We start from the raw sequence: 22,977 nt of genomic DNA on the forward strand, positions 1-22,977 counted from the left end.
GGGCAGGCTGACCCGAGTAACAACGGCGTTTAGCGGCCCGCCCCCTCTGTGGACGGGCCTATTTTTTTTGGGCTGGCGCTAGCGCGCTGGTATATACGTAGTTGAGTCACGCGTTACGTGCCGCCACGAAGACGCGCAAGCGCGTCCTCCCATGCCGATTCCCACCACCGGAGGCCGACGTGATTCCTTCCGACCCGCCACGCATCAATCCGCTGTCTTCGCACCTCACCGCCATGGCGCGCAACAACGCATGGTCGAACCTGCGTCTCTACCGCGCCTGCCTCACATTGACCGACGAAGCGTTCGCCGCACGCAGGGTGAGCTTCTTCCCGTCATTGCAGCTCACGTTGAATCACATCCTGCTAGTGGACCGTTACTACTTCGACGCGCTGATCGGCGGCGGCGCAGGTCTCACCATTTTCGATAACGAACTGCCCTATCCGCGCGCAGCCGACCTGTGGGATGCACAAGCGCGGAGCGATCAGCAACTGCTGGCCTTCTGCGAATCGTTGACTGACGACGATCTGCTACGCGAGGTCCAGATCGACCGGGGACCGTCGGTTGGGATACAACGCGAGCAGATCGGCAGCGTACTGCCGCATGTTTTCGTCCATCAGATTCATCATCGCGGGCAAGCTCACGCGATGATGACCGGCACAGAGGCCGCCCCGCCGCAGCTCGACGAGTTTTTTCTCGCCGCCGACGCACCGCTGCGCGTCTCCGAGCTCAGCGATCTGGACACGATGCGCGAGTCGCAAACCATGCCGCGCCGCGCCGAATTCCCCTAACTGGAACGCGCGTCAACTGCGTGACAGGCATGGAGAAGATTCGCACCGGCACGGGGCACGAAAAATGCATCCGTCGTTACGGAGAGTCGCGTTAAACTGGTTGTCACGGCAGCACGTCACGGCGGGCGCTGCCGGGCGCGCCGCGCCAGTCAACGTGCTTGGCGGCGTACGCCATGCAGGCAGGCGAACGGGCAAACGTGACGGCGGCGCGACAGACGCCGCCCTATCCTGCCCGTACAATAGTTCGATCATCAACGGAACGAGGACAACTTCGATGCGCACTACCGGGTCTTCCGGGTCAATGGCCCTGCTCACCGAATACGACGACGCAACGGCGCGCGAACTTCGCTCGCTGCGCCTCGAATCGACAGAAGACGGCAAAGGCATTCTTTTGATCGAAGTCGATGAGCGCAAGCCAGGCATACACCGCGAAGTGCGCTACGAAATCACGCCGGCCGAACTGATAGCTGCCATTCGCGCACACGGCGCGGAATTGCCGGGCGAACAGCACAATCATCGTCAATGAAATTCGTCGCGCGGCATTGCATCTCTGGTGCGAAAATGCCGCGTGACGCTTTAGCATCATCGTTCTCCAATTGCTTGCTGGACTGGCGTCTGCGGACGTCAATCGGGCATTATTTCCGCTAACGCATGCCGCGCGACATTCGCATCTATTTCGGTTTGTTCAGGTCGCGGTGCTAATGCGTCTTTCAGGTGGCTCAGTGCACTTGAGATAGCGCTTTCCATACCCAAGTAAAGGGCTACTTTTCAGGGCGTTTGCACGTCTTGAAAATGCGTCCATAATCCTTGCATTCTCCTTTGCATTTCCTACCTGCGCCGCGCCCGAAAGGGCCGCGGATGTAAGCCGATGCTACATGATCTCGTCGAGCAATATGGGCCGGCGCTCGTGTTCGTAAACGTGCTCGCCGCCTCCATCGGGCTGCCGGTTCCGGCCATGCCGTCGCTCGTGCTGTTCGGGGCGATGGCCGCCATGCATCCCGGTTCTGTGGGCACGCAGTTGGCGCCGGTGCTCATCCTGTCGATATTCGCCACGCTGATCGGCGACAGCGCGTGGTATTTGGCCGGCCGCATGTATGGCGGCAATACGCTCAAAACGATTTGCCGGCTATCCCTCTCGCGTGACACCTGCGTGAAAAAGACCGAGCGCTTTTTCGGCCGCTGGGGCGTGCGCGTGCTGGCGGTGGCCAAGTTCGTGCCGGGACTGTCGATCGTGTCGATTCCGATGGCGGGCGCCATGGGCACGCGCTACCGCACCTTCCTCACGTATGACAGCATCGGCGCTGCATTGTGGTCGGGCACCGGCCTGATCATCGGCGCGTTGTTCGCCAAGCAGATCGACATGCTGTTCGCGCTCGCCGGACGCCTTGGGCGCACAGCCGCGCTGGTCGCCGTCGGCCTCCTGCTGGCGTATGCCGCGTATCGCTGGATCCGCCGGCGTCAGCTGATTTCGAAGCTCGCGACCGCGCGCATCGAAGTCGACGAACTCGCGTCGCTCGTGACGGCCGGCAAAACGCCGGTGCTGTTCGATATCCGTTCGCACGAGAAGCGCGCGCTCGATCCGTTCATCATTCCGGGCTCGCAATTCGCCGACGAGCGGCAACTCGACGAGATCGTCGCGACCTATCCGCACGATCAGAAGCTGGTGATCTACTGTTCCTGCCCGAATGAGATTTCCGCGGCATGGATGGCCAAGCAATTGAACGAAGCCGGCTTCTCCGACGTGCTGCCGCTGCGCGGTGGCATGGAAGCCTGGCGCGACTCGGGCAAGCCGGTGGAATCGCTGCCCGACATGCCGCCGCCCGAAGTGGCGGTCGAAGGCGTCGCGCCGAAGGCCGTGTAGCGCAAGCAGCGCATCGTGATTCGCGCCTTCGGGCGCCGCGGCGCTTCGCCTCTCGTTCGATCCATCAATGAACACCGAAGGAGCGGTTCAATGCTTTCGACTCAAGAACCTGAAGTGCAGCAACCGGACGTGCCACAACCAGACGTCGTCGCCGACGCGCCGTTTTCGTCGCTCTCGACGCGCATGCATCAGATGTTCCCCGCGCTCACGTGTGCCGAAATCGGCCGTCTGCGCAAGTTCGGTGAGATCGGCCACTGGAAGTCCGGTGAACTGTTGTTCGAGACCGGCCTCACCGGTCCCGGCATGTTCGTGGTGCTCGAAGGACGCGTGAAGGTGTATCAGCGCGACGGAATTGGGCGCGAAGTGCTGATCAACGAACATGGCGCCGGGCATTTCCTTGCCGAAGTCGGTCAACTGTCGGGTCGGCCCGCGCTGGTCAACGGCATGGCGATCGGTCCGGTGGAAGCGTTGCTGATTCCGCCGGAGCGGCTGCGCGCGCTGATCGTTGCCGAAGCGGAACTCGGCGAGCGCATCATGCGCGCACTGATCCTGCGGCGCGTGTCGCTGATCGAAAAGGGCGCGGGCGGGCCGATCCTGATCGGCAACAGCAACGACGCGCGGCTCGTCATGCTGCAAGGCTTCCTGTCGCGTAACGGCCATCCGCATTCCGTGATCGACGAACGCGACGAAGACGCGCTGCGTCTGATCGAGCAATTCGCCGCGCAAAAAGAAGACATGCCGCTGGTGATCTGTCCGGACGGCTCGGTGCTGCGGCACCCGAGCATGCCGGAACTCGCCACGTGCCTGGGCTTGCTGCCCGATCTCGACGATGCGCATGTGTACGACGTCGCGATCGTCGGCGCCGGACCGGCCGGGCTTGCCACCGCGGTGTACGCGGCATCCGAAGGTCTGTCGGTGATCGTGCTCGACAGCCGCGCGCCGGGCGGCCAGGCCGGCGCGAGCTCGCGGATCGAAAACTACCTCGGCTTTCCGACCGGCATCTCCGGCCAGGCGCTGGCGGGCCGCGCGTTCGTGCAGGCGCAGAAATTCGGCGCGCACGTCGCGATTCCGGTCAACGTGAAGGCGCTGCATTGCGCGGACCGGCCGCATCGGCTGGAACTGAAGTGCGGCGGACACATCACGGCGCGCGCGATTGTGATCGCGAGCGGCGCGGTCTACCGGCGTCCGGCCCTCGAAGGGCTCGACCGTTTCGAAGGGCGCGGCGTCTATTACTGGGCTTCGCCGGTCGAAGCCAAGCTGTGCAAGCGCCAGGAAGTCGTGCTGGTGGGCGGCGGCAATTCGGCGGGCCAGGCGATCGTCTATCTGGCGACGCACGCGGCCAAGGTCCACGTACTGATCCGGCGCAGCGGTTTTGAAGCCACCATGTCGCGCTATCTGATCGACCGGATCCGCTCACTGCCGAACGTGTTCGTGCATCCGAATTCGGAGATCGGCCGGCTTGATTCGGACGACAGCGGTTTGTCGTCGGTCGCGCTGAAAAAACCGTTGCCCGACGGCACCGATCATTTCGACACGCGCCATCTGTTCCTTTTCACCGGTGCCGACCCGAATACCGACTGGCTGCGCACCTGCGGCGTGGAACTCGACGAGAAAGGCTTCGTGCTGACCGGGACGAGCGCCGACGGCGCATCGGTCTGCGATCTCGCGACGACAGTCGAAGGCGTGTACGCGATCGGCGACGCGCGCGCCGGCTCGACCAAACGCGTGGCCGCGGCCGTCGGCGAAGGCGCCGCCGTGGTCGCGCAGATCCATCAACTGCTGGCAGTGTCGGCGGGCGAAGCGGTCGCGCTGGGCGCCTGATGACCTGGACGGTCTGAAATGCCCGCCGGCCTTGCAACCGCCGGCGGGTAACCTGCTGTTACACACACCTTCAACTGGTTGCACCTGCTTGCCTTTCTGTCTCGTAATATCTCTGTCAGCCATTCGACAGGAGACAAGCATGTTCCAACGCGCGATTGTTTTCGCCGCCTTCGGCCTTGCCGCCGCCTGCGCATCGACTGCCGCCTCGGCGCGGGTGGACGTCGGCGTGTTCGTCAATACTCCCGGTCCGGTGTATGCCGCGCCGCCGGTCTATGCGCCGCCGCCGGTCGTCTACGTGCCCCAACCGGTCTACGGTTACGGCTACCGGGACGACGACTATCGCGGCCGCCGCCACTGGCATCACGATCATGGCCGTCATCGCGGCTGGGATCGGCATCACGGGCGCGGCTGGTAAAGGCAAGTTCGGGCGCTTCACGCTACAGTAGCGGCTGCTGATCCAGGCCGGGCCTCGTGCCCTTCCCTTCGCAGTCACTCACTGATCGACGCCCGCGTGAAGACTCTTTCGCTTTCCGCCGCCCGCACTCTGCATCTGGCCGCGCAAGGTTTGCTGACGCCGCCTCGCCGCAAAGCCGTCAAGGCCGACGTGCTCGACTCGATCCGCCGCATGGCGCAATTGCAGATCGACACGATCCACGTGGTCGCGCGCAGTCCCTATCTTGTGTTGTTCAGCCGGCTCGGCGCTTATCCGCCGCAATGGCTCGACGAACATCTCGCCGAAGGCAAGCTATTCGAATACTGGTCGCATGAAGCCTGTTTCGTGCCGATCGAAGACTACGGCCTGCTGCGCCATCGCATGCTCGATCCAAGCGGGATGGGTTGGAAATACGCGGCCGAGTGGCACAAAAAGCATCGCAAGGAGATTGACAAGCTGCTTGCGCACATTCGCGCGACGGGGCCGGTGCGCTCGGCGGATTTTGCCCGCGAGGCGGGCAAGGGCAACGGCTGGTGGGACTGGAAGCCGGAGAAACGTCACCTGGAAGTGCTGTTCGCAATCGGGCAATTGATGGTGGCCGAGCGGCGCAATTTTCACCGCGTCTACGATCTGACCGAGCGCGTGCTGCCGGGTTGGGATGACGCGCGCGATCTGCCGCCCGCGCACACGCTGACGGACGCCGTGTTACGCCGCACGTGCCGCGCACTCGGCGTCGCGCGCGCCGATTGGGTCGCCGATTACTACCGTATGCCGCGTCGCCCGTATCGAGACGAACTGCGCGCGCTCGCCGACCAGGGCGAGTTGATCCCGGTAAGCGTGGAAGGGTGGAAGCAGGACACGTACGTGCATCAAGACTTCGCCGCGATACTCGACGATGCCGCGAGCGGCAAACTCACCTCGACGGTCACCACGGTGTTGTCGCCGTTCGATCCGGTGGTGTGGGATCGCAAGCGCGCGGCGGCGCTGTTCGACTTCGACTACGCGATCGAATGCTACACGCCCGCGCCAAAGCGCAAATATGGTTACTTCGTTTTGCCGCTGCTGAGTCGCGGCCGTCTGGTCGGCCGCGTGGATGCGAAAGCGCACCGCACTCGAGGCGTGTTCGAACTGAAGTCGCTGCACATCGAACCGGGCGTGCGTCTGAGCGCGCGTCTCGCCGGCGATCTGCGGCGCGCGTTGCAACGCTGCGCGGACTGGCACGGCACCCCGCAGCTGGAAATCACATCCGCGCCGCCGGAATGGCTCGACGCGTTAGACGTCGGCGACACTTTGGGCGACAGTGTGGCGGCCTGACCGCCGCATCAACGTCGCGCTCAATGCAGCGCCGCCCACGCGAGCGACAAGGAAAGCACGCCGAGCACGATCGACGCGCCGCGCTGCATCTTCACCGGATTGAGCCAGGCGAGCTTGCCGCTGCCGAGCGCCGCGCCGAACGCGATCCACGCGAGCGCGATCGGCACCAGCAGACACGCGAACATCAGCATCGAGAAGGCGTAGGCCGGCAAGTGCGCAAAAGCGATAGCCGGAAAGATCGTGCCGGCGAACAGCAAGCCCTTCGGATTGAGCAGCGTCGCCACGAACAACGTGCGCATGCCGCTCGCCCGCTGCGCCGAGTCGGGCAAGGCGACTGCCGCGCGCCACATGTCGACGGCGAGATAGGCGATGTACAAGCCCGCCGCCATGCGCAGCAGCGAGGGCAGCCAGGGCAGCGCATGCGCCGCCTGGACGAGAAAATGCCCCCACACCGAAATCGAGACCAGATAGCCGCCCAGTTCGGCGGCGATCAACGGCAGCGAGCGCCGCACGCCCTGGCGCAAGCCGGCCGCCGCAAGCAGCGTATTGGTGGGGCCGGGCGTAATCAGCACGACGATAATGCCGATGGCGAGCAGCGCGATCGCGGACACGGAGAGCATAAAAAAGGCGCAATGTTGGGGACAGTGCGCCGTTTTATCATAGACAGCGGCCGCGCCGAAATGCAGCAGCCCATAACGATGACGAATGGCGGCGCGTGATGCCGTCACACCCAACCGGAGCAACGGCAGTCGGCACCGGCAGGCATGCCGATGTGACTCGCGCCGCCCACCGGCGACGCGCAGCCGCCTTTAGTGATCCAGTTTCGCGCGCAGTTCGCGAGCGGCTTCCAGCAGACCTTCGTAACCTGAACGCGCATGCTCCGGCAGATCAGGATCGCCGACGAATGTGCCGAGCGTTTCGATCAGGCTATACAGAATGCCCTTCGCGGCGCCGGAGGCGATGCTGCCCGACGAAACCTGCTGATCGACGTGACTGAGCGCTGCGTCGAGGTTTTCCAGATCGGGCCGGTCGCCCGTGGGTGGCTTAGGCGTTACGTCTTGCGTCATGATGAAACTTCGCTCCTGTTGATGCAGCGGTGAACAAGCCATCCTTGCATGTTGTTATATACCGATCGTGCGTTGCCGTCTATTCGTGATCTGCACGCATGCGACCGGCGTCAAGGCGTCCATCGATACATCAGAATTTTTGCGCGGGCGTCGTCCTCGAGTAGCACGACATACTCGCCATTGTCGCGTTGCACCGCGCTGATACCAAGATAAACGTCCACCCAGCCGCTCGTGTTGCCGACGCTCGCGCCCGGCGTCATGTAGCCGACCACCTGGCCGGTACGCGCGTCGTAGACATCCACTCTCTGCGTGTACAACTCCGCTACGAAGATGTAATCGCCCGCCACCGCGACGCCCACGGTCGTCGTTTGCGGATTGCTTTGCGTGTTCCAGGGCAGCGAGATCGTGTACTGCTGCGTCGGCGTACCGGAGCTCCAGTTGTCATAACGCGCGAGCACCGGGCCCGCCTCTTTCCAATGCGTCGCATCCCATGGAATCGCGCCTGTGAAGCCGGAGATATACATGGTGTCGGTCGCCGCGATGTAGACGATCCGCGCAATCCGCGTAAACGGTTGCGGCATCGCGAACATCTTCGAGCTGGCGTATGTGTAGATCGGATTGCCGGCGGGATCGAGACCTTGCAACGGCATTTCGCGGATGCCGCTCAACGGCGTGGCGAGCCAGACATTGCCCGGCGCGTCGACCCACCAGAAGCCGTTGCCGACCGTGCTGCCGGTCGACGGATTGCTGCTGATCTCGCTGGCGTCGACGCTGCCGTTGCCATTGCTGTCGCGCCACAGCCATTCGCCATACGCGGGCTGCGCGGCGGGCCATGTGCCCGGCAGCGGATTTTGCGCGAGCAGGCCGGATGGAATTGCCATTTCACCGTGTGCCGCGTCGAAGCGATAAACGTTCAGATAATGCGCGCCGGGATCCAGCGTGTAGAGAAACCGCTGGCCGTTGATTCGGCGCACCATCGGCTCGCCGCGCACGCCTCGCGGCTGATGAAACGCGGGATCGTCCGGATAGTCGAAACGATCCAGCGTGAAACCCGCATACGACCATTCGCGGCCGACGGGTTGGTTGTAGTCGAGCTTGAAGCGCTTGGAGCCGGTGTAGACGGAACTGGGCGTGGCGGGATCGAACGCGGCGCTATCGACGAACGTCAGACCGTACAGGCGCCAATTGAAGGCGTGCGAACTGTACACGTAGCTCTCGAGCACCGCGCCTTGTCCGACCGATGCCGATCCGACCGGCCGCGGCCCTTCGCCATTCTGCGCGACGTACAGATTGCCCGCGGGATCGACACCGATGCCCGTCACGCCGTTGAAGCGCCAATTGCCTGGCACACCCTTGAGCGGGTGAAAGATGCCGTTGCGCGTGCCGATGGGCGCGGCCGCTTGCGGTTGACCGTTGCCGTCTTTGTTGAAGACGAGAATCCGCTGCGACGGGCCATTGTCCGCAACGAGGATTTGCCCGGCCGGCGTAACCGCGATGTCGGCCGGCACGGCGCCCACGGGCAGTGTCAATGTGCCGGCGAGCGCGGTGCCATTCGCGGCGTAGTGCTGGATAGTTAGGTTTCCGGATGAAATACCGCTCATCACCCACAGTGTCGAATCGGTGTCCACCGCAATGCGTCCTGGCGACGTCACGTTCCACGAGCGCAAACGCTGCATCGAATTCGCGTCGAACACGACGATCCGGTTCGCGTAGGTATCGGCCACGTACAGTTCGCTGTCGGTCGCGGCCATGCCACGAATGCTCGCGTCGTTGCCGGTCGCTACCGTCTCGACCGGCAGAAAGCTGTTTTTCGTCGCATTGGCGCTATTGCCGATACCACCACTGAAAGGCGCGCCGGTCGCCAGATTGGCGAGCGTGCGGCGCGTGATGCCGTACCAGGTCAGACTCGCTGCGGGATAGTCCGCCCCGACCAGGGCGTTACTTTCGTTGCCGATCGACATCGCCGCATACAGGTACGTGTGGTTAACCGCGACCGCGTCTCCTCCGGCCGCGCCCCAGCCATGCGTCGAGCCGGCTACGGCGATCCTGTCGCCTGCGCGATAAGCGGCGATTTCACTGCCGCTCTCGTCCCAAGGCGCGTTGGTGTACACGGTGCCGTCTGCGCCGACGCTGATGGCCTGAATATCCTGCTGCATCCACTTGCCGTCGCCGAAACCAAAACTATTGCCGATCCATGAAGTGGTGTAATTGAGTTGCGATTGCGCTGACGAATTCAGTGGAATAAGGCTGTTGAAGATAACAGCGGCCACGCTCAGGCGAGAGAACAATGTCACGACGGTATTTCCTTGCGAGGTGCGAAGCGCTTACCGGCGGCATGTCCGGTGCGTATTCGCGCGCATGCGGATTGATGGGCAGTCGCGCATGTGTAAAAGATTGGCGCTTTATCCTCGCATAGAAAAATGGTAAATATATTGATAAAAAATCATTCTTAAATGCTGTGTCACTCAGACAATTCGAAGCGCATAAGCGTATGCACGAATACGGTGCTGTCTGGATTTCACCCGGATGCGATAAGCACACCGGCGCGCGCCGGCCAGCACATGTTCCTCGCGCTCGATCAAACGTCGTCGCCCGCGTCGAGGTATTCGAAAGCGCGCCTGGGGTGGTGAGTACGGCGGCGGCGCATAGGACCGAGTCAACGCCGTGGCTCGCAACTGGTTCAGCTACGGATGTTCGAAGAAGCGGCGCGACCGGCGATCGACCAGCGACGGCGGGACTTCTGCAGCCGGCCGAGCAGAGACGCTCAATCAGACCTTCACACCGACGTTCGAACGTCCGCTCCGCCCCGAACAATGTGATTACGCTCTCGAAAAGACGCAGGCATTAAAGGGCGAAAACCTGCGCGCAAGGTCGGGCTCGGCGCCACTCATGGCAAGCGCCTTAGTGAGCGTGAGCCCATCTGGGACCCGACTAACGGAAGCCGTACACCAGGATCTTTTTCCCTTCAAAACTTTCTTGCACACCTTGCTCGCAATCCGATGGACACTTTACGTCGCCGTCCCCGCTCACGCCTGACACGGTGACGGCCCTGTAGACAACGGATTCGACGAGCGTCCCGTCGGCAGCGACGACGATGTTGAGATCAGTTTCGACGCCGGCCGGCACGGCTCCGCCCGGCAGATAGACGATTTTCATGGTGCCCGTGCAATCGGAGTTCACCGTGTAGGTGCCCATCTGGTTCGGATTGAATGTCGTCAGCCCCCCTTTCGGCAACCCGCCAATCATGCCAAAGTCGGTGCGTTGAAAAGTGCCCCTGCCGTCGAACGTCACCAAGGCGACGTCATCGAGGATCGACGGGGCGGCATACGGATGCAACGTGCCATCGGCAGCTTTCAATCCAAGTATTTCTCCGTGACCGATAAAACTAAACGGTCCCTTTAGCGTTGCGTTCGAGCAAAGGCCGCCGTGGCCGTCGTGGCCGTCGTGGTCGCCGGCCTGTGCCGCGCCGCTGAGCGAAAGTGCAATGGCTGTCGCCGACCAAATGCTTAAATACTTGATCTTCATGGTCCTCTCCTTGTCACCGAATCAGGCGCTTAACATTGCGGCGCGCAGGGCCTACCGCCGGGGTGGATCAGGCGCCCGACTCAAATAGATGAAACAAAAGATTGGCTGCAGCAATCCCTGCAGCTGCCGTTTGCGGAGCAAGCGATGAGAGAATGTGGGGCCGTCGGCACGGCCGGGTCTTGAGATGTGTGGCTGAGCCAAAATGATGAGTGGCGACGCCCTTCACCAAGCAGTGATTTTTCCGCTCGGTGTCGGCAGACACGTGCAGAAGCGGGTTGCACGAAAGTCTGCGCATTTGTGACTTTGTGAGTCAGCCAAGCTTGAAAGTCGCATAGCAAGAATACTGTAATCCACGATGTTCGCGGCTACCCAATGAATTTCGGACAAAAGGCAGCCGTATCCAGAATCGCGCAGTGCGAATAATGCGCTCTCGCTGAGTAGCGAATGCTCGCGCAGGCCTCAGAGGTCGGTCAGCATGCATGCGCGGATGGCCATTGCACCCAGGAAGCTGCCGTTGACGTGACCTCCCCATCATCGTCCGAAACGGGTCCTTTCGTCACTTCTCGCCTGGTTCTTCGCCACCCACTTGTTCCCTGACAATCCGTGCCATCACGCGCCCACGGTCGGTTTCCAGGGCGGCGTTCGCGTCCACACGTCCGAACAGGTCGAGAAGCGGGGCGACGAGGCCCGTCCAGCCAGTCTGGTGACTGGCCCCGAGGCCCGCGCCATTGTCACCGTGGAAGTACTCGTAAAAGAGGATCAGGTCGCGCCAGTGCGGATCGTTCTGGAACTTGTCCGTTCCGCCATAGACGGGCCGCTTGCCGCCCGCATCGCGCAGGAATGTACCGGTCAGGCGCCGGACGAGTTCCTGCGCCACTTCGAAGAGCGTCATCCGTTGCCCGGACCCGGTCGGGCATTCCACCTTGAAATCGTTGCCGAAAAAGCTATACAGATTCACCAGCGCGCGGACAATCAGCAAGTTGATCGGCATCCAGACCGGACCGCGCCAGTTGGAATTGCCGCCGAACATGCCGGTATTCGATTCAGCCGGCAGGTACTGCACCTTGTACTCCTGTGGGCCGACGTGAATCACATACGGATGGTCCAGGTGATAGCGGGAGAGCGAACGGATGCCGTGCGGCCCCAGGAACTCGTTCTCGTCGAGCATGTAGCCGAGCACCCGTTCGAGCTTGCGCTTGTTCAGGATCGACAGAAGCCTCCGCTCCTTGTAGCCGATGAAGCCCGCGTCGGTCGGGGCAACGTGCGCGATCAATTCGGGGTAGCGCTTTCGAAACTGCGCGATCAGTTCCACGAGCTTCGGATAGCGCGTGAGCGACTGCGCTTCGAACACTGTCGACGCACACAGCGGCAGCAGTCCCACCAGCGACCTGATCTTCAGGCGCGTCGTCCGGCCGTCGGGGAATCGCAGCAGGTCATAGAAAAAGCCGTCCTGCTCGTCCCACATTTCGTCCTCATGTTCGCCGCGCCGGTCCATCGCATAGGCGATCCACATGAAATGCTGTACAAACTTGAAAGCGACTTCCTCGTACATCGGATCGTATTCGGTCAGATTGATCGCCATCTCAAGCATGGTCTGGCAGTAGAACGCCATCCACGCCGTCCCGTCCGCCTGCTCGAGCGATCCGCCGGTCGGAAGCCGCGCGCTGCGATCGAACACGCCGATGTTGTCGAGGCCCAGAAAAAGACGTTGCGACCCGAAGGATCCTTGCGATTTACCCACCAGTTGAAATTGAGCATCAAGCCCTGAAACGAGCGTTCCAGGAAGCGCGGGTCGGCCCGTCCCAGTTCTTTTTCGTACTTGTACAGCCAGAGCGTGGCGGCGGCATGCACCGGCGGATTGACGTCGCTGAAGTTCCACTCGTAGGCTGGAATCTGGCCGCTCGGATGGACGTACAGGCTGCGCAACATAAGCAGCAGTTGCTCCTTGGCGAAATCGAAATCGACGAGCGCCAGCGTAATTGTGTGGAAGGCCAGGTCCCAGGCCGCGTACCACGGATACTCCCACTTGTCCGGCATGGAGATCACGTCAGCGTTCAGCATGTGGAACCACTCTGCATTGCGCACATCGCCCCGCGCGGCGTCGAGCAACGGATGACTTCCGTGCTCGCGCAGCCAGTGTTCGAGGTCGAAGTAGTAGTACTGCTTGCCCCACAGCATTCCGGCCAACGCCTGGCGGTGCACCCGGCGCTGATCCTCGGTCAGCGAATTCGGCGCAATGCGCGCGTAGAACTCGTTCGCATCGGCGAGGCGGCTATTGAACGTCTCCTCGAAGCCGCCGAAGGCGTCGTCCAGGCTGGATGTCGTTAGGCGCAAGCGGACGGTCGCGCTGCCGCCGGCGGGTACGTCGCACACGTAATGGGCCGCGGCCTTGGTCCCGGTCCTGGCGGGATTCACGGCGTCGCGCTGCCCCGAAATGACGTAGGCGTGGAACGCATCCTTGACATAGGGCGACGCGTTCGGCTGATTCCATAGACGCTGCATATTGCTTTCGTTTTCGGTGAAAAGTGTCTCCGGCGCGCCTTCGCAATGGAGCCAGTACTCGCCGAGATCGTGATGCGTGGCGCGAATGGCGCCGGGACCTTCTTCGTGCAGCGAGGGCTTGCGATCGTCCTCGCCCCACGACCATGTGTTGCGGAACCATAGCGTCGGCAAGACCCTCAGTCGCGCTGCTTCCGGTCCGCGGTTGTGAATGGAAATGCGCACGAGGATGTCTTCAGGAGCCGCCTTCGCGTATTCCACGAACACATCGAAATAGCGGTCATCGCTGAAGACGCCCGTGTCCAGAAGTTCATACTCCATTTCCTCCCGCGATCGTTGCCGGTTGGTCTCGACCAGATCGCGGTACGGATACTCGCGCTGCGGATACTTGTAGAGGTACTTCATGTACGAGTGCGTCGGCGTGCTGTCGAGGTAGAAGTAATACTCCTTCACGTCCTCGCCATGATTGCCCTCGCTGTTGGTGAGGCCGAAGAGGCGCTCCTTCAATATCGCGTCGCGTTCGTTCCAGAGTGCCAGCGCGAAGCACAGCCGCTGTTGGTCGTCGCACACTCCGCCGAGCCCGTCCTCACCCCACTTGTAGGCGCGTGAGCGCGAATGGTCATGAGTGAAGTAGTTCCAGGCGTCGCCGTTATCGCTGTAGTCTTCTCGTACCGTTCCCCATTGGCGCTCGCTGAGGTAGGGCCCCCACTTCTTCCACGGCACTTGCGCCTCACGAGAGTCGTTCAGGCGCTTTTGCTCCGCTACGTCGACGATTACAGGGCGCATGCTTCTCCTCCGTTACGGCTGAATGAACTCGACTTGACCAGGCGCGCGAGGACGCAACTCGAGCGTCGGCGGTACATCGGCATGCGTGACGTTCTGCGCGTTGGTCTCTTCAAGACTTCGAAGCATTTGGGCGGCATTTCTGGATCGTCTTCGAAGTACGCGATGGCGCCGTCAGGCCTCTTTTGTATTTGTTATAGACAATCCCGTGCTTCGCCGCGTACGGCGAATCGCGGAATATTCCGCAAATCCTTTCCCAATGTAGGCGTCAGCACGAAGCAAGGCAATGCGGCATTGAGGGTTCAGAGGGACAACGACTGAGCCTGCTGCTGAGTCGGCAAGCTCAATCGAGGAGAGAATCGACGAAGGCAGAAGCAGGCGTGTTACAGGCTCCTGTCCAGACTGGAGGGCGGATTCCGGCGGCTCGTCGAGAGCCCAAGCTCGCCCAGCAGCGGATCGGCAACTGAGCTGTCCGGTGAATGGCATTCTGCATCCGCCGGCGTCAATCGATTGATGCCGATCCCCTTTATCCAGTACTCTGGCGAAGACCTGCTTATCGCGATCGGCGGTTGTGATGAATCTGGATTTTCGGCTGGCCGCACCCGGAGACTCGGAATGGCTATTCGACACGTACCAGCGAACGATGAAAGGTTTCGTTACCTCAGCGTATGGCTGGGACGACGACCTGCAGCAAGCGGGGTTTGCAAAAAGCCTTCGCCAAGGCTCTTGTCAAATTGTTACGTGGGAAGGCAGTCGATGCGGGTTTGTGCACTGGGACGTCGAACCGGATCTCGTATGGCTGAGGATGCTTTGTATCGTGCCGGAGATGCAAAGCAGGTCGATCGGCAGTGCGGCGATTGCCAGGGTCATGTCGTTGTCCAGTTACTTACAAAAACCGCTGTACCTGAATGTCTTCGTATGCAACCGGGCTGCCTATGACTGGTACCTCAGAATCGGTTTTGTCGAAATCGAAAACGACGGCAAGGTTAGCACTTTGGTACTTGCTCCTTCGTTGTCACCGGCTCTTATGGAACGGCATGCGTAGCCTCCCCAGCACCGTGTCCCCAGCGGGAACAGCCCGGGTCTGGCCCATTTACGGACATTCAGGTACGTACTCCATGCGACGAGCTGTCGGCCATTGAGACTATCCGCGTCAACTTCAGTCCGGCATCCCGTCATGACCCCCGAGCGGTCTGGCGGGCCAGTCCACCCAGCGGTCCGCGCGAGTAATTTCGTGCGCTTCGTTTAGCGGATAGCGAATACGATTGTCGTCGCGCGGACGTTCGCCGATCACCATCAGCCTGACTTCGTCCTTCGTATTGTTGATGAAGGTATGGCAAATTCCAGTACCCGCGGGAAACGCCACAGAGTCGCCTTCAGCAATGGAATGAAGCGCACCGTCGATCCAGACATCGGGCTTGCCCTCGAGCACGTACACAAACTCCTGCTCGGTACTTTCGGCGTGCGGATATGACGTCCGCCGGCCGGGCAAAAGCCTCACGTGATGAATGCCAATACGCGTAATGCCGAGTGCGGCGGAAAGCGGCGCGTCTAGCCCCATGAGCTCGGGATTGTCGCGATAGGAATGTGCCTCCGGTTCCTCGAGTTCAGTCCAGTGCTTGATGAAATCTGGTCGGCTCATTGGCTAATCTCCTTTTTTGGCGAACATCGATGATAGCGGTTCTCAAACCGACGCTAGCCGTGGCGCGCGGCCACTTTTGCCGACCGGGAAGGGGCTCGAATGGCCGTTCCAGTCTACAAGCTTCCATAACGTTTGCGCCTTATCGGCGGGCAGTTCGGGGGCGACTCCCGCCGCCGCGCTCGCGCAGCATAAGGAAGTCGTGCGATTCACGCATGATGAACCGTTGCAGCCTGCACGGCCGCCGCTTCCGCAGCGGCAACAGCAGGCGACACGATCGCCGGCTGCCCGGTCTGCCGGCGCGAGCGCCCCGAGCTCAGATAGTCCGCAATCGAATCCTGCGTGACTTCGCCGACGTAGCGGCCGTCGCCATCCAGCACCGGCATCCATGACGAATTGAACTGGTACATCTTCGACAGCACGATGCGCAGATGCTCCTCCGCGCCGACCGTCGCCTTGAACGCGGACAAATGATCGCCGCAGACGCCCTGGCCCGTGCGCGCCGCGCGGCGCGTCACATAACCGAGCGCCTGCTGCCTGTCATCGACGATGGTCAGGTAGCGGCTGTCGCTGTCGTCCATCATCTGGAAGGCGCGCGCGACCGGCATGTCGGCATGCGCGGTTTCCGGCTGCGTGGCCGCGTCGCCGGCCTTCACCAGCAAGAGGCGCTTCAACGTGCTGTCCTGACCGACAAACGCGCCGACGAACTCGTCGCGCGGATGTGCCAGCAATGTATCCGGATGATCGTATTGCACCAGTTGACCACGCCGGAACACGGCCACACGGTCGCCGAGTTTGATCGCCTCGTCGATGTCGTGGCTCACCATGATCACCGTCTTGTTCAGTTGACGCTGCATCTGGAAGAACTCGTTCTGGATCGACTCGCGATTGATCGGGTCGACCGCGCCGAACGGCTCGTCCATCAGCAGCACGGGCGGATCGGCAGCCAAGGCGCGAATCACGCCAATGCGCTGCTGCTGGCCACCCGACAGTTCACGCGGATAGCGCTTCAGATACTGCTTCGGATCGAGCGCGACCATCGCCATCAACTCGGTGGCGCGTTCGCGGCAACGTTTCTTGTCCCAGCCGAGCAGGCGCGGCACGACTGTGATGTTCTCCTCGATCGTCATGTTGGGGAACAGCCCGATCTGCTGGATCACGTAGCCGATGTGACGGCGCAATTCGACTTCGTTCAGACCCGAAGTGTCCTCGCCGTTGATCAGCACGCGGCCCGAAGTCGGCGCGATCAGCCGGTTGATCATTTTCAGCGTGGTGGTCTTGCCGCAGCCCGACGGGCCGAGAAACACGCAGATTTCGCCTTCGCCGACAGTCAGGCTCACGGAGTCGACGGCCTTAACCTGCTGGCCGTCCTTCTGCGTAAACGTCTTGGTCAGTTTGTCGAGTTCGATCATGTCTTTTGTACTCCCTTCGGGGTCAGCAGGCGTTGCAGCGCTTGCAGCAGCAGGTCGGCGACGATCGCGAGCACGCTCACGAGCACGGCGCCCACCAACAGTTTCATCATGTTGCTCTGGCCGATCGCGCGGATGATCAGCGTGCCGAGACCGCCCGCGCCGATTACCGCGGCGATCGTCATCACGCCAATGTTCATCACCACCGCCGTGCGCACGCCGCCGAGAATCACCGGCACGGCAAGCGGTAAATCGACGAGGCGCAGCCGTTGCCACACCGTCATGCCGATGCCGATGCCCGCTTCCTTGATGCCGGCGTCGACGTTGCGCAGCGCGAGGTGGGTGTTGCGCATGATCGGCAGCAGCGAATAGAGGAACACCGCGGTAATCGCCGGCACCGCGCCGATGCCCTGGCCGAAGCGCGAGAACACGGGAATCATCAAGCCGAATAGCGCGATGGAAGGCAACGTCAGCCCGACCGTCGCCACGCTCAGCAGCGGCGCGGCCAGCCACTCGTGCCGATTGATCAGGATGCCCAGGGGTACGCCGACGACGATCGCGCAGCCCACCGCGATCCCCACGAGCCACACGTGTTGCGCGGTGAGTTGCAGCAATTCAGGCCAGTTGGCCGATAGATAGTCGAATACAGTCATAAAGAAGATCTCCGCTCAGGGCAGCTTGTGCGTGCGCAGGAATTCCGCCGCCACTTCGCGCACCGGCTTGCCGTCGATATCGACTTGCTTGTTCATCTCCAGCATCGTGTCGTTGTTGAGCGCGTCGGAGAGCGCGTTCAATTGCGGCGCGAGTTGCGGGTTCTGGTCGAGCGTCGTCTTGCGCACCACCGGCGTGGCGTTGTACGCGGGGAAGTAGTGGCGGTCGTCTTCGAGCGGCGTGATGTTGAAGCCCTTCACGCGGCCGTCCGTCGTGTAGATCAGTCCGATCGGCACCTGGTTGTTATGCAACGCGGTGTAGACGAGACCCGGATCCATCTGACGCGTTTCCTCGCGGCTGAACTGCATACCGTAGGCGGCTTCGAGCGGCTTCAGGCCGTCCGGTCGATTGGCGAACTCCGCATCCATTGCGAACACGTGCTTCTTGTTCGGCTCCGCGGCCATCTTCGCCGCGAGTTGCGAAATCGTGCGGATGCCTGTTTGCCGCGCGACTTGCTCCGGTAAACCGAGCGCGTACGTATTGTTCAGCGGCGAGCAGTCGAGCCAGATCAGACCACGTTTTGCATCGAGCGCTTTTACGCGTTCGTACATCGTCTTCGGATCGAGCTTCTCGGTGATCTTGTTGTAGACGATCGCGGCGGTGCCAGTGTATTCCCACGTGATGTCGACCTGACCGTTCTCCTGCGCGCTGCGCAACAGCGTGCTGCCGAGGCCGGTGCGGGCGTCGATCGTGTAGCCCTTCGCGCGCAGGTACTGCGACGTGATCTCGGTAAGAACGTACTGCTCGGTGAAATTTTTTCCACCGAGTACGAGCGTCGCCGCGTTAGCGTGAATACTCGCAAAGAGCAATGCGCCAGCGGCGATCCAGCGGCTGCGCTTGAACAGATTCGTCATGCCGTCACCCCACGTCGCGCGAGCAGGTAGCGGCTGCCGGTCGAGACGATGCCGTCCAGAACCAGTGCGAGAATCGCGGTGGCTGCCGCGCCGAGCAATAGCTGCTGCTGGTTGTTCAGATAGATGCCGGGAAAGATCAGCGTGCCGAGACTGTCCGCGCCGATCAGATAGGCGAGCGGCGCGCTGCCCACATTGATTGCGAGCGCCGTGCGCACGCCGCCGATGATGATCGGCATGGCGTTGGGCAGCTCCACACGCAACAGCGATTGCCAGCCCGTCATGCCGAGGCCGCGCGCGGCCTCGCGCAATGCGGGCGAGACGTTCTTCATGCCTTCATAGGCATTGCGTGTGATGGGCAGCAACGACGCGAGAAACAGCGCCACGAGCGCCGGAATATCGCCGATGCCGAAGATGCCGAGCGCGATCGCCAGCACGGCCAGCGAGGGAATCGTGTTGCCGATGTTGAATATCTGCATGAGACGTTCGGCGTGACGCGCGAACGAGGGACGGCTCAGCAATACGCCGGCGGGAATGCCGACCAGCAACGCGAGCGCCATGGAATAACCGACGAGCAACAGGTGCCGCTTCGTGTAGTAGACAAGATCGGGCGCGTACTGATGGAGTGCGCCGGGGTCGATCGCGCGGCACAGCAATGCGACGACGATACCGATGGCTACAAGACTGCCGATCAGTCTGGCAGGACGTTGAATCATGAAGATGCGCCTCCTTGTTCGAGCGACGCACGGAAATAGCCGCGCCGCACAGGCGCCGTGACGGCGCTGCGAATGGGAAGTTCGGGACGCGGCACATGCCGCGAGGTGAACCGAGTGGTGCCGGAGGTTTGTTTTTCTCCCGGCGCGAAGGCGGGGTGATTTCGCCTTCGGCGGCGGACCAGTCAGCAAAACTGGTGCCAGATCCATCGATGATGTTGGATAGCAGCGCTAGGCTCCTATCCGGCGGGGTTTGGGTGCCCCTTTTGAATACCGGTTGTTTTACCGGCAACGGGGGCGGACGCAAACTGCTGCCAGGTTGCATCTAACCCCTTCTAACTTAGCTTATCTAGCTGCAATTTCGCGGTCGGGATACTGCGATTATACGGGCGATGCGTGGCTTCGTCTACCCATGTGGTTACTGCGGAGGAGTGGGACGGAACGCCGGCTTTGACTTTTGCTTGAGTTCCACTCTCCCGCAAAAGCTCACCGGCGGGTTTTTCAACGGCTTTTTCGGCTCCCGGAAACGCTCACCGCAACGCCATCGCCAGCACACGCGCCACGTGGATCGCGTCGACCCCCGCGCCGTCGTGAATCTGATGCCGGCAACTCGTGCCGTCCGCGACCATGAACGTGTCGCCGTCCATCTTGCGCACCGCCGGCAGCAGCGACAGTTCCGCCATCGCCTGTGACGTCGCGTAATGCTCGGCCTCGTAGCCGAAACTGCCCGCCATTCCGCAGCACGACGATTCCACCGTCGATACCTTCAATTCAGGAATCCACTTCAACACGGTTTGCACGGGCGTGAAGGCGTCGAAGGCCTTTTGATGGCAATGGCCATGCACCAGCGCCTGCTGCTTCGCCAAAGGCTTCAACGCAAGCTGCAGACGTCCGGCCTTTTCCTCACGCACCAGAAACTCTTCGAATAGAAACGCCTGTTTCGACAACCGCTGCGCTTCGTCGCCAAAGCCATAGTGCAGGAACTCGTCGCGCAAGGACAGCAAGCAAGACGGCTCCAACCCGACGATCGGCACGCCGCGCTCCACGAACGGCTTGAACAGATCGAGCATGCGCCGCGCTTCCTGCTTCGCTTCATCGACGAGACCCGCCGCGAGGAACGTGCGGCCGCAGCAAACGGGCCGCTCGCCCTGGCGCGTGTTGAAGTGCACCGTGTAGCCCGCAGCCTCCAACACCTGCTGCGCAGCGCGCGCGTTCTCCGGCTCCATGTTGTTGTTGAACGTGTCGACGAATAGCAGGACTTCCTTGACCGCGGCACCTTGCTCTGCTTTGCGCGATGAAACCGCATCCGCCAAAAACGACTTCTTGAAGCGCGGCAAGCTTCGCTCGGGCGCAAAGCCCACGGACCGCTTGAACCACGCCGACAGAACCGGCACGTTGTCGGCCAGCGCCATCAAGCCCGGCATGCGGCCCGCCGTCGACGCGTAACGCGGCATAAAAGCCACCAGCTTGTCACGCAGACGCAGCCCATGACGCTTGACGCGCGCCGCCCGCGCTTCGATCTTGAACTTCGCCATATCGACGCCCGTCGGGCAATCGCGCTTGCAGCCCTTGCAGGACACGCACAGATCGAGCGTTTCCTTCACGTCGTCGCTCGCGAGTCCCGCTTCGCCGAGTTGACCGGAAATCGCGAGGCGCAATGTGTTCGCGCGTCCGCGAGTGACGTGCTGCTCGTCCTTCGTCACGCGATAGCTCGGGCACATGGTGCCCGCGTCGAACTTGCGGCAGTGGCCATTGTTATTGCACATCTCGACGGCCTTCGCGAGACCGCCGGCCAGATCCTTGCCGCTGCCCGGCAAGGTCTCCTGTCCGGTCAGCGGATCGCGTTCGACATTCCAAGCCGACCAGTCGAGCGCGGTGTCAATGCGATGTTCCTTGTAGCCCGGCGCAAAGCGAAAATTGCGCGCGTCATCCATCTTCGGCGGACGCACGATCTTGTCGGGATTGAAACGGTTGTCCGGATCGAATAGCGCCTTGATTTCGCTGAACGCCTGATTCAGACGCGGCCCGTATTGCCAAGCGACCCATTCGCCGCGGCACAATCCGTCGCCGTGTTCGCCCGAATACGCGCCCTTGTATTCGCGCACGAGTGCCGCCGCTTCATCGGCGATGGCGCGCATCTTCTGCGCGCCGTCGCGGCGCATGTCGAGAATCGGCCGCACATGCAGCGTGCCGACGCTTGCATGCGCATACCATGTGCCTTCTGTGCCGTTTCGGTGGAACACTTCGGTGAGGCGACTCGTGTATTCGGCCAGATGTTCAAGCGGTACGGCGCAATCTTCGATGAAGGACACCGGCTTGCCATCGCCCTTCATGCTCATCATGATATTGAGCCCCGCCTTGCGCACTTCCCACAGCGCTTTCTGTTCGTTCGCGTCGGGAATCTCGACGACCGAATCGGGCAAGCCGAGATCGGCCATCAGTTCCGTGAGCTGCTTGAGCGAAGCAAGTTGCGCCTCGCGGTCCTCGCCCGCGAACTCCACCAGCAGAATGGCTTGCGGCTCGCCGACTAGCGCCTTGCCGATCACCGGACGAAACGCCGGATTGCTCATCGCCAGATCGATCATCGTGCGATCGACCAGTTCCACCGCCACCGGCTTCAGCTTGACGATGTGCTGCGTGAGATCCATCGACTGCCAGAAAGTCGGGAAGTTGACCACGCCGAGCGTTTTATGCGCGGGCAGCGGCGCGAGCCTGAGCGTCAATTGCCGGCTGAACGCGAGCGTGCCCTCCGAGCCGACCAGCAGATGCGCGAGGTTCGCAATGCCGTCGTCGGTATAGGCGCGCGGGTTCTGGCAGTCGAAGACGTCGATGTTGTAGCCCGCCACGCGGCGCAAAACCTTCGGCACACGCGCGACGATTTCATCGCGCTCGCGTTCGGCGATCTGCTTCACGCCCGCAAGTATCTGCAGCAAGCGCGCGCCTTGCGGTGCTTCACGCAACGAGCCGAAATGTGCTTCGCTACCGTCGGCGAGAATCGCATCGATCGATTCGACGTTGTGCACCATGTTGCCGTATTCGATCGAGCGCGAGCCGCACGAATTGTTGCCGGCCATGCCGCCGATCGTGCATTGCGCGGCGGTCGAAACATCCACCGGAAACCATAGTCCATGCGGCTTGAGCCATGCGTTCAAATGATCCAGTACGACGCCCGGCTCGACCGTCACCGTGCGCGCTTCGGCATCGAAGGCGACGATATTGTTCAACCACTTGCTCGTATCGATCACCAGCGCTTCGCCGACCGTCTGCCCGCATTGGCTCGTGCCCGCGCCGCGTGCGAGCAGCGGCACTTTCTCGCTGCGCGCGATTTCCAGTGCGATGCGCAGATCGTCCTGGTCGCGCGGCACCACCACGCCGATCGGCGTGATCTGATAGATCGACGCGTCGGTCGCGTAACGACCGCGGCTCGCCGCGTCGAACAGCACGTCGCCGCGCAGCGATTTGCGCAGATGCTGCGCGAGCGGACTCGTCAGCCGCGCGGCGGACGGAACGAGGTGGATCGGCTTGACGAGTAAAGCGGAAGTGGGGTTCGTCATATCGTCGGC

At 62.0% G+C, this 22,977-nt stretch carries 17 protein-coding genes and 1 pseudogene; 7 read left to right on the forward strand and 11 right to left on the reverse strand.

The window, feature by feature from the left end:
- Positions 1–179 precede the first annotated feature (179 nt).
- The 6 genes from B0G80_RS37575 (at position 180) to B0G80_RS37600 (ending at position 6,217) form a co-directional block, all read left to right on the forward strand.
- Complete coding sequence (locus tag B0G80_RS37575) at positions 180–788, forward strand: DinB family protein (protein WP_258879165.1); 609 nt, start codon at positions 180–182, stop codon at positions 786–788.
- Positions 789–1,062: 274 nt separating this feature from the next.
- On the forward strand, positions 1,063–1,314 hold the full coding sequence (locus tag B0G80_RS37580) for a hypothetical protein (RefSeq protein ID WP_007178686.1): 252 nt from the start codon (positions 1,063–1,065) through the stop codon (positions 1,312–1,314).
- 342 nt (positions 1,315–1,656) lie between these two features.
- Positions 1,657–2,649, forward strand: a complete 993-nt coding sequence (locus B0G80_RS37585) for a DedA family protein/thiosulfate sulfurtransferase GlpE (RefSeq protein WP_106281617.1) — start codon at positions 1,657–1,659, stop codon at positions 2,647–2,649.
- Positions 2,650–2,739: 90 nt separating this feature from the next.
- On the forward strand, positions 2,740–4,470 hold the full coding sequence (locus B0G80_RS37590; protein WP_116122720.1) for an FAD-dependent oxidoreductase: 1,731 nt from the start codon (positions 2,740–2,742) through the stop codon (positions 4,468–4,470).
- Between the two features lie 139 nt (positions 4,471–4,609).
- Positions 4,610–4,885, forward strand: a complete 276-nt coding sequence (locus B0G80_RS37595) for a hypothetical protein (RefSeq protein ID WP_116122721.1) — start codon at positions 4,610–4,612, stop codon at positions 4,883–4,885.
- 96 nt (positions 4,886–4,981) lie between these two features.
- On the forward strand, positions 4,982–6,217 hold the full coding sequence (locus tag B0G80_RS37600; RefSeq protein ID WP_116122722.1) for a winged helix-turn-helix domain-containing protein: 1,236 nt from the start codon (positions 4,982–4,984) through the stop codon (positions 6,215–6,217).
- A 20-nt stretch (positions 6,218–6,237) separates the two neighbouring features.
- Here B0G80_RS37600 and B0G80_RS37605 read toward each other — a convergent pair whose 3' ends face one another.
- The 5 genes and pseudogenes from B0G80_RS37605 to B0G80_RS37625 form a co-directional block, all read right to left on the reverse strand.
- Positions 6,238–6,837 (reverse strand): LysE family translocator, encoded by a 600-nt coding sequence (locus B0G80_RS37605; RefSeq protein ID WP_116122723.1) that lies wholly within the window; start codon positions 6,835–6,837, stop codon positions 6,238–6,240.
- A gap of 189 nt (positions 6,838–7,026) precedes the next feature.
- Positions 7,027–7,284 (reverse strand): hypothetical protein, encoded by a 258-nt coding sequence (locus B0G80_RS37610; RefSeq protein WP_012428738.1) that lies wholly within the window; start codon positions 7,282–7,284, stop codon positions 7,027–7,029.
- A gap of 110 nt (positions 7,285–7,394) precedes the next feature.
- Positions 7,395–9,578 (reverse strand): hypothetical protein, encoded by a 2,184-nt coding sequence (locus tag B0G80_RS37615; RefSeq protein ID WP_116122724.1) that lies wholly within the window; start codon positions 9,576–9,578, stop codon positions 7,395–7,397.
- Positions 9,579–10,215: 637 nt separating this feature from the next.
- Complete coding sequence (locus tag B0G80_RS37620) at positions 10,216–10,809, reverse strand: hypothetical protein (RefSeq protein WP_116122725.1); 594 nt, start codon at positions 10,807–10,809, stop codon at positions 10,216–10,218.
- Positions 10,810–11,365: 556 nt separating this feature from the next.
- Positions 11,366–14,094 (reverse strand): annotated as a pseudogene (locus B0G80_RS37625) (MGH1-like glycoside hydrolase domain-containing protein).
- A 571-nt stretch (positions 14,095–14,665) separates the two neighbouring features.
- Here B0G80_RS37625 and B0G80_RS37630 point away from each other — a divergent pair.
- A complete protein-coding gene (locus tag B0G80_RS37630) occupies positions 14,666–15,136 on the forward strand; it encodes a GNAT family N-acetyltransferase (RefSeq protein WP_116122726.1) in 471 nt (156 codons plus the stop codon).
- 114 nt (positions 15,137–15,250) lie between these two features.
- On the opposite strand, the gene B0G80_RS37635 is transcribed toward B0G80_RS37630, so the two are convergent.
- The 6 genes from B0G80_RS37635 to B0G80_RS37660 form a co-directional block, all read right to left on the reverse strand.
- Entirely contained in the window at positions 15,251–15,733 is a 483-nt protein-coding gene (locus B0G80_RS37635) for a cupin domain-containing protein (RefSeq protein ID WP_106281605.1), read from the reverse strand.
- 206 nt (positions 15,734–15,939) lie between these two features.
- A complete protein-coding gene (locus B0G80_RS37640) occupies positions 15,940–17,142 on the reverse strand; it encodes a betaine/proline/choline family ABC transporter ATP-binding protein (RefSeq protein WP_116122727.1) in 1,203 nt (400 codons plus the stop codon).
- Positions 17,139–17,792 carry an ABC transporter permease gene (locus B0G80_RS37645; RefSeq protein ID WP_116122728.1) on the reverse strand — a complete coding sequence of 218 codons (654 nt, stop codon included), beginning with the start codon at positions 17,790–17,792 and terminating at the stop codon, positions 17,139–17,141. Before B0G80_RS37645 ends, B0G80_RS37640 begins: the two co-directional genes overlap by 4 nt.
- A gap of 15 nt (positions 17,793–17,807) precedes the next feature.
- Positions 17,808–18,704 carry a glycine betaine ABC transporter substrate-binding protein gene (locus B0G80_RS37650; protein WP_116122729.1) on the reverse strand — a complete coding sequence of 299 codons (897 nt, stop codon included), beginning with the start codon at positions 18,702–18,704 and terminating at the stop codon, positions 17,808–17,810.
- Entirely contained in the window at positions 18,701–19,417 is a 717-nt protein-coding gene (locus B0G80_RS37655) for an ABC transporter permease (RefSeq protein ID WP_116122730.1), read from the reverse strand. The genes B0G80_RS37650 and B0G80_RS37655 overlap by 4 nt, the downstream gene beginning before the upstream one ends.
- Before the next feature lie 527 nt (positions 19,418–19,944).
- Positions 19,945–22,968, reverse strand: coding sequence for an FAD-binding and (Fe-S)-binding domain-containing protein (locus B0G80_RS37660; protein WP_116122731.1), 3,024 nt, complete (start codon positions 22,966–22,968; stop codon positions 19,945–19,947).
- Positions 22,969–22,977 lie beyond the last annotated feature (9 nt).

It is taken from the genome of Paraburkholderia sp. BL6669N2 (genome assembly GCF_003387275.1).
Lineage (GTDB): Bacteria > Pseudomonadota > Gammaproteobacteria > Burkholderiales > Burkholderiaceae > Paraburkholderia.

Coding starts and splice junctions, on each gene's coding strand:
- B0G80_RS37580 (WP_007178686.1), top strand. CDS start 1,063: ATGCGCACTACCGGGTCTTCCGGGTCAATGGCCCTGCTCACCGAATAC.
- B0G80_RS37585 (WP_106281617.1), top strand. CDS start 1,657: ATGCTACATGATCTCGTCGAGCAATATGGGCCGGCGCTCGTGTTCGTA.
- B0G80_RS37590 (WP_116122720.1), top strand. CDS start 2,740: ATGCTTTCGACTCAAGAACCTGAAGTGCAGCAACCGGACGTGCCACAA.
- B0G80_RS37595 (WP_116122721.1), top strand. CDS start 4,610: ATGTTCCAACGCGCGATTGTTTTCGCCGCCTTCGGCCTTGCCGCCGCC.
- B0G80_RS37605 (WP_116122723.1), bottom strand. CDS start 6,837: ATGCTCTCCGTGTCCGCGATCGCGCTGCTCGCCATCGGCATTATCGTC.
- B0G80_RS37610 (WP_012428738.1), bottom strand. CDS start 7,284: ATGACGCAAGACGTAACGCCTAAGCCACCCACGGGCGACCGGCCCGAT.
- B0G80_RS37620 (WP_116122725.1), bottom strand. CDS start 10,809: ATGAAGATCAAGTATTTAAGCATTTGGTCGGCGACAGCCATTGCACTT.
- B0G80_RS37630 (WP_116122726.1), top strand. CDS start 14,666: ATGAATCTGGATTTTCGGCTGGCCGCACCCGGAGACTCGGAATGGCTA.
- B0G80_RS37635 (WP_106281605.1), bottom strand. CDS start 15,733: ATGAGCCGACCAGATTTCATCAAGCACTGGACTGAACTCGAGGAACCG.
- B0G80_RS37640 (WP_116122727.1), bottom strand. CDS start 17,142: ATGATCGAACTCGACAAACTGACCAAGACGTTTACGCAGAAGGACGGC.
- B0G80_RS37645 (WP_116122728.1), bottom strand. CDS start 17,792: ATGACTGTATTCGACTATCTATCGGCCAACTGGCCTGAATTGCTGCAA.
- B0G80_RS37650 (WP_116122729.1), bottom strand. CDS start 18,704: ATGACGAATCTGTTCAAGCGCAGCCGCTGGATCGCCGCTGGCGCATTG.
- B0G80_RS37655 (WP_116122730.1), bottom strand. CDS start 19,417: ATGATTCAACGTCCTGCCAGACTGATCGGCAGTCTTGTAGCCATCGGT.
- B0G80_RS37660 (WP_116122731.1), bottom strand. CDS start 22,968: ATGACGAACCCCACTTCCGCTTTACTCGTCAAGCCGATCCACCTCGTT.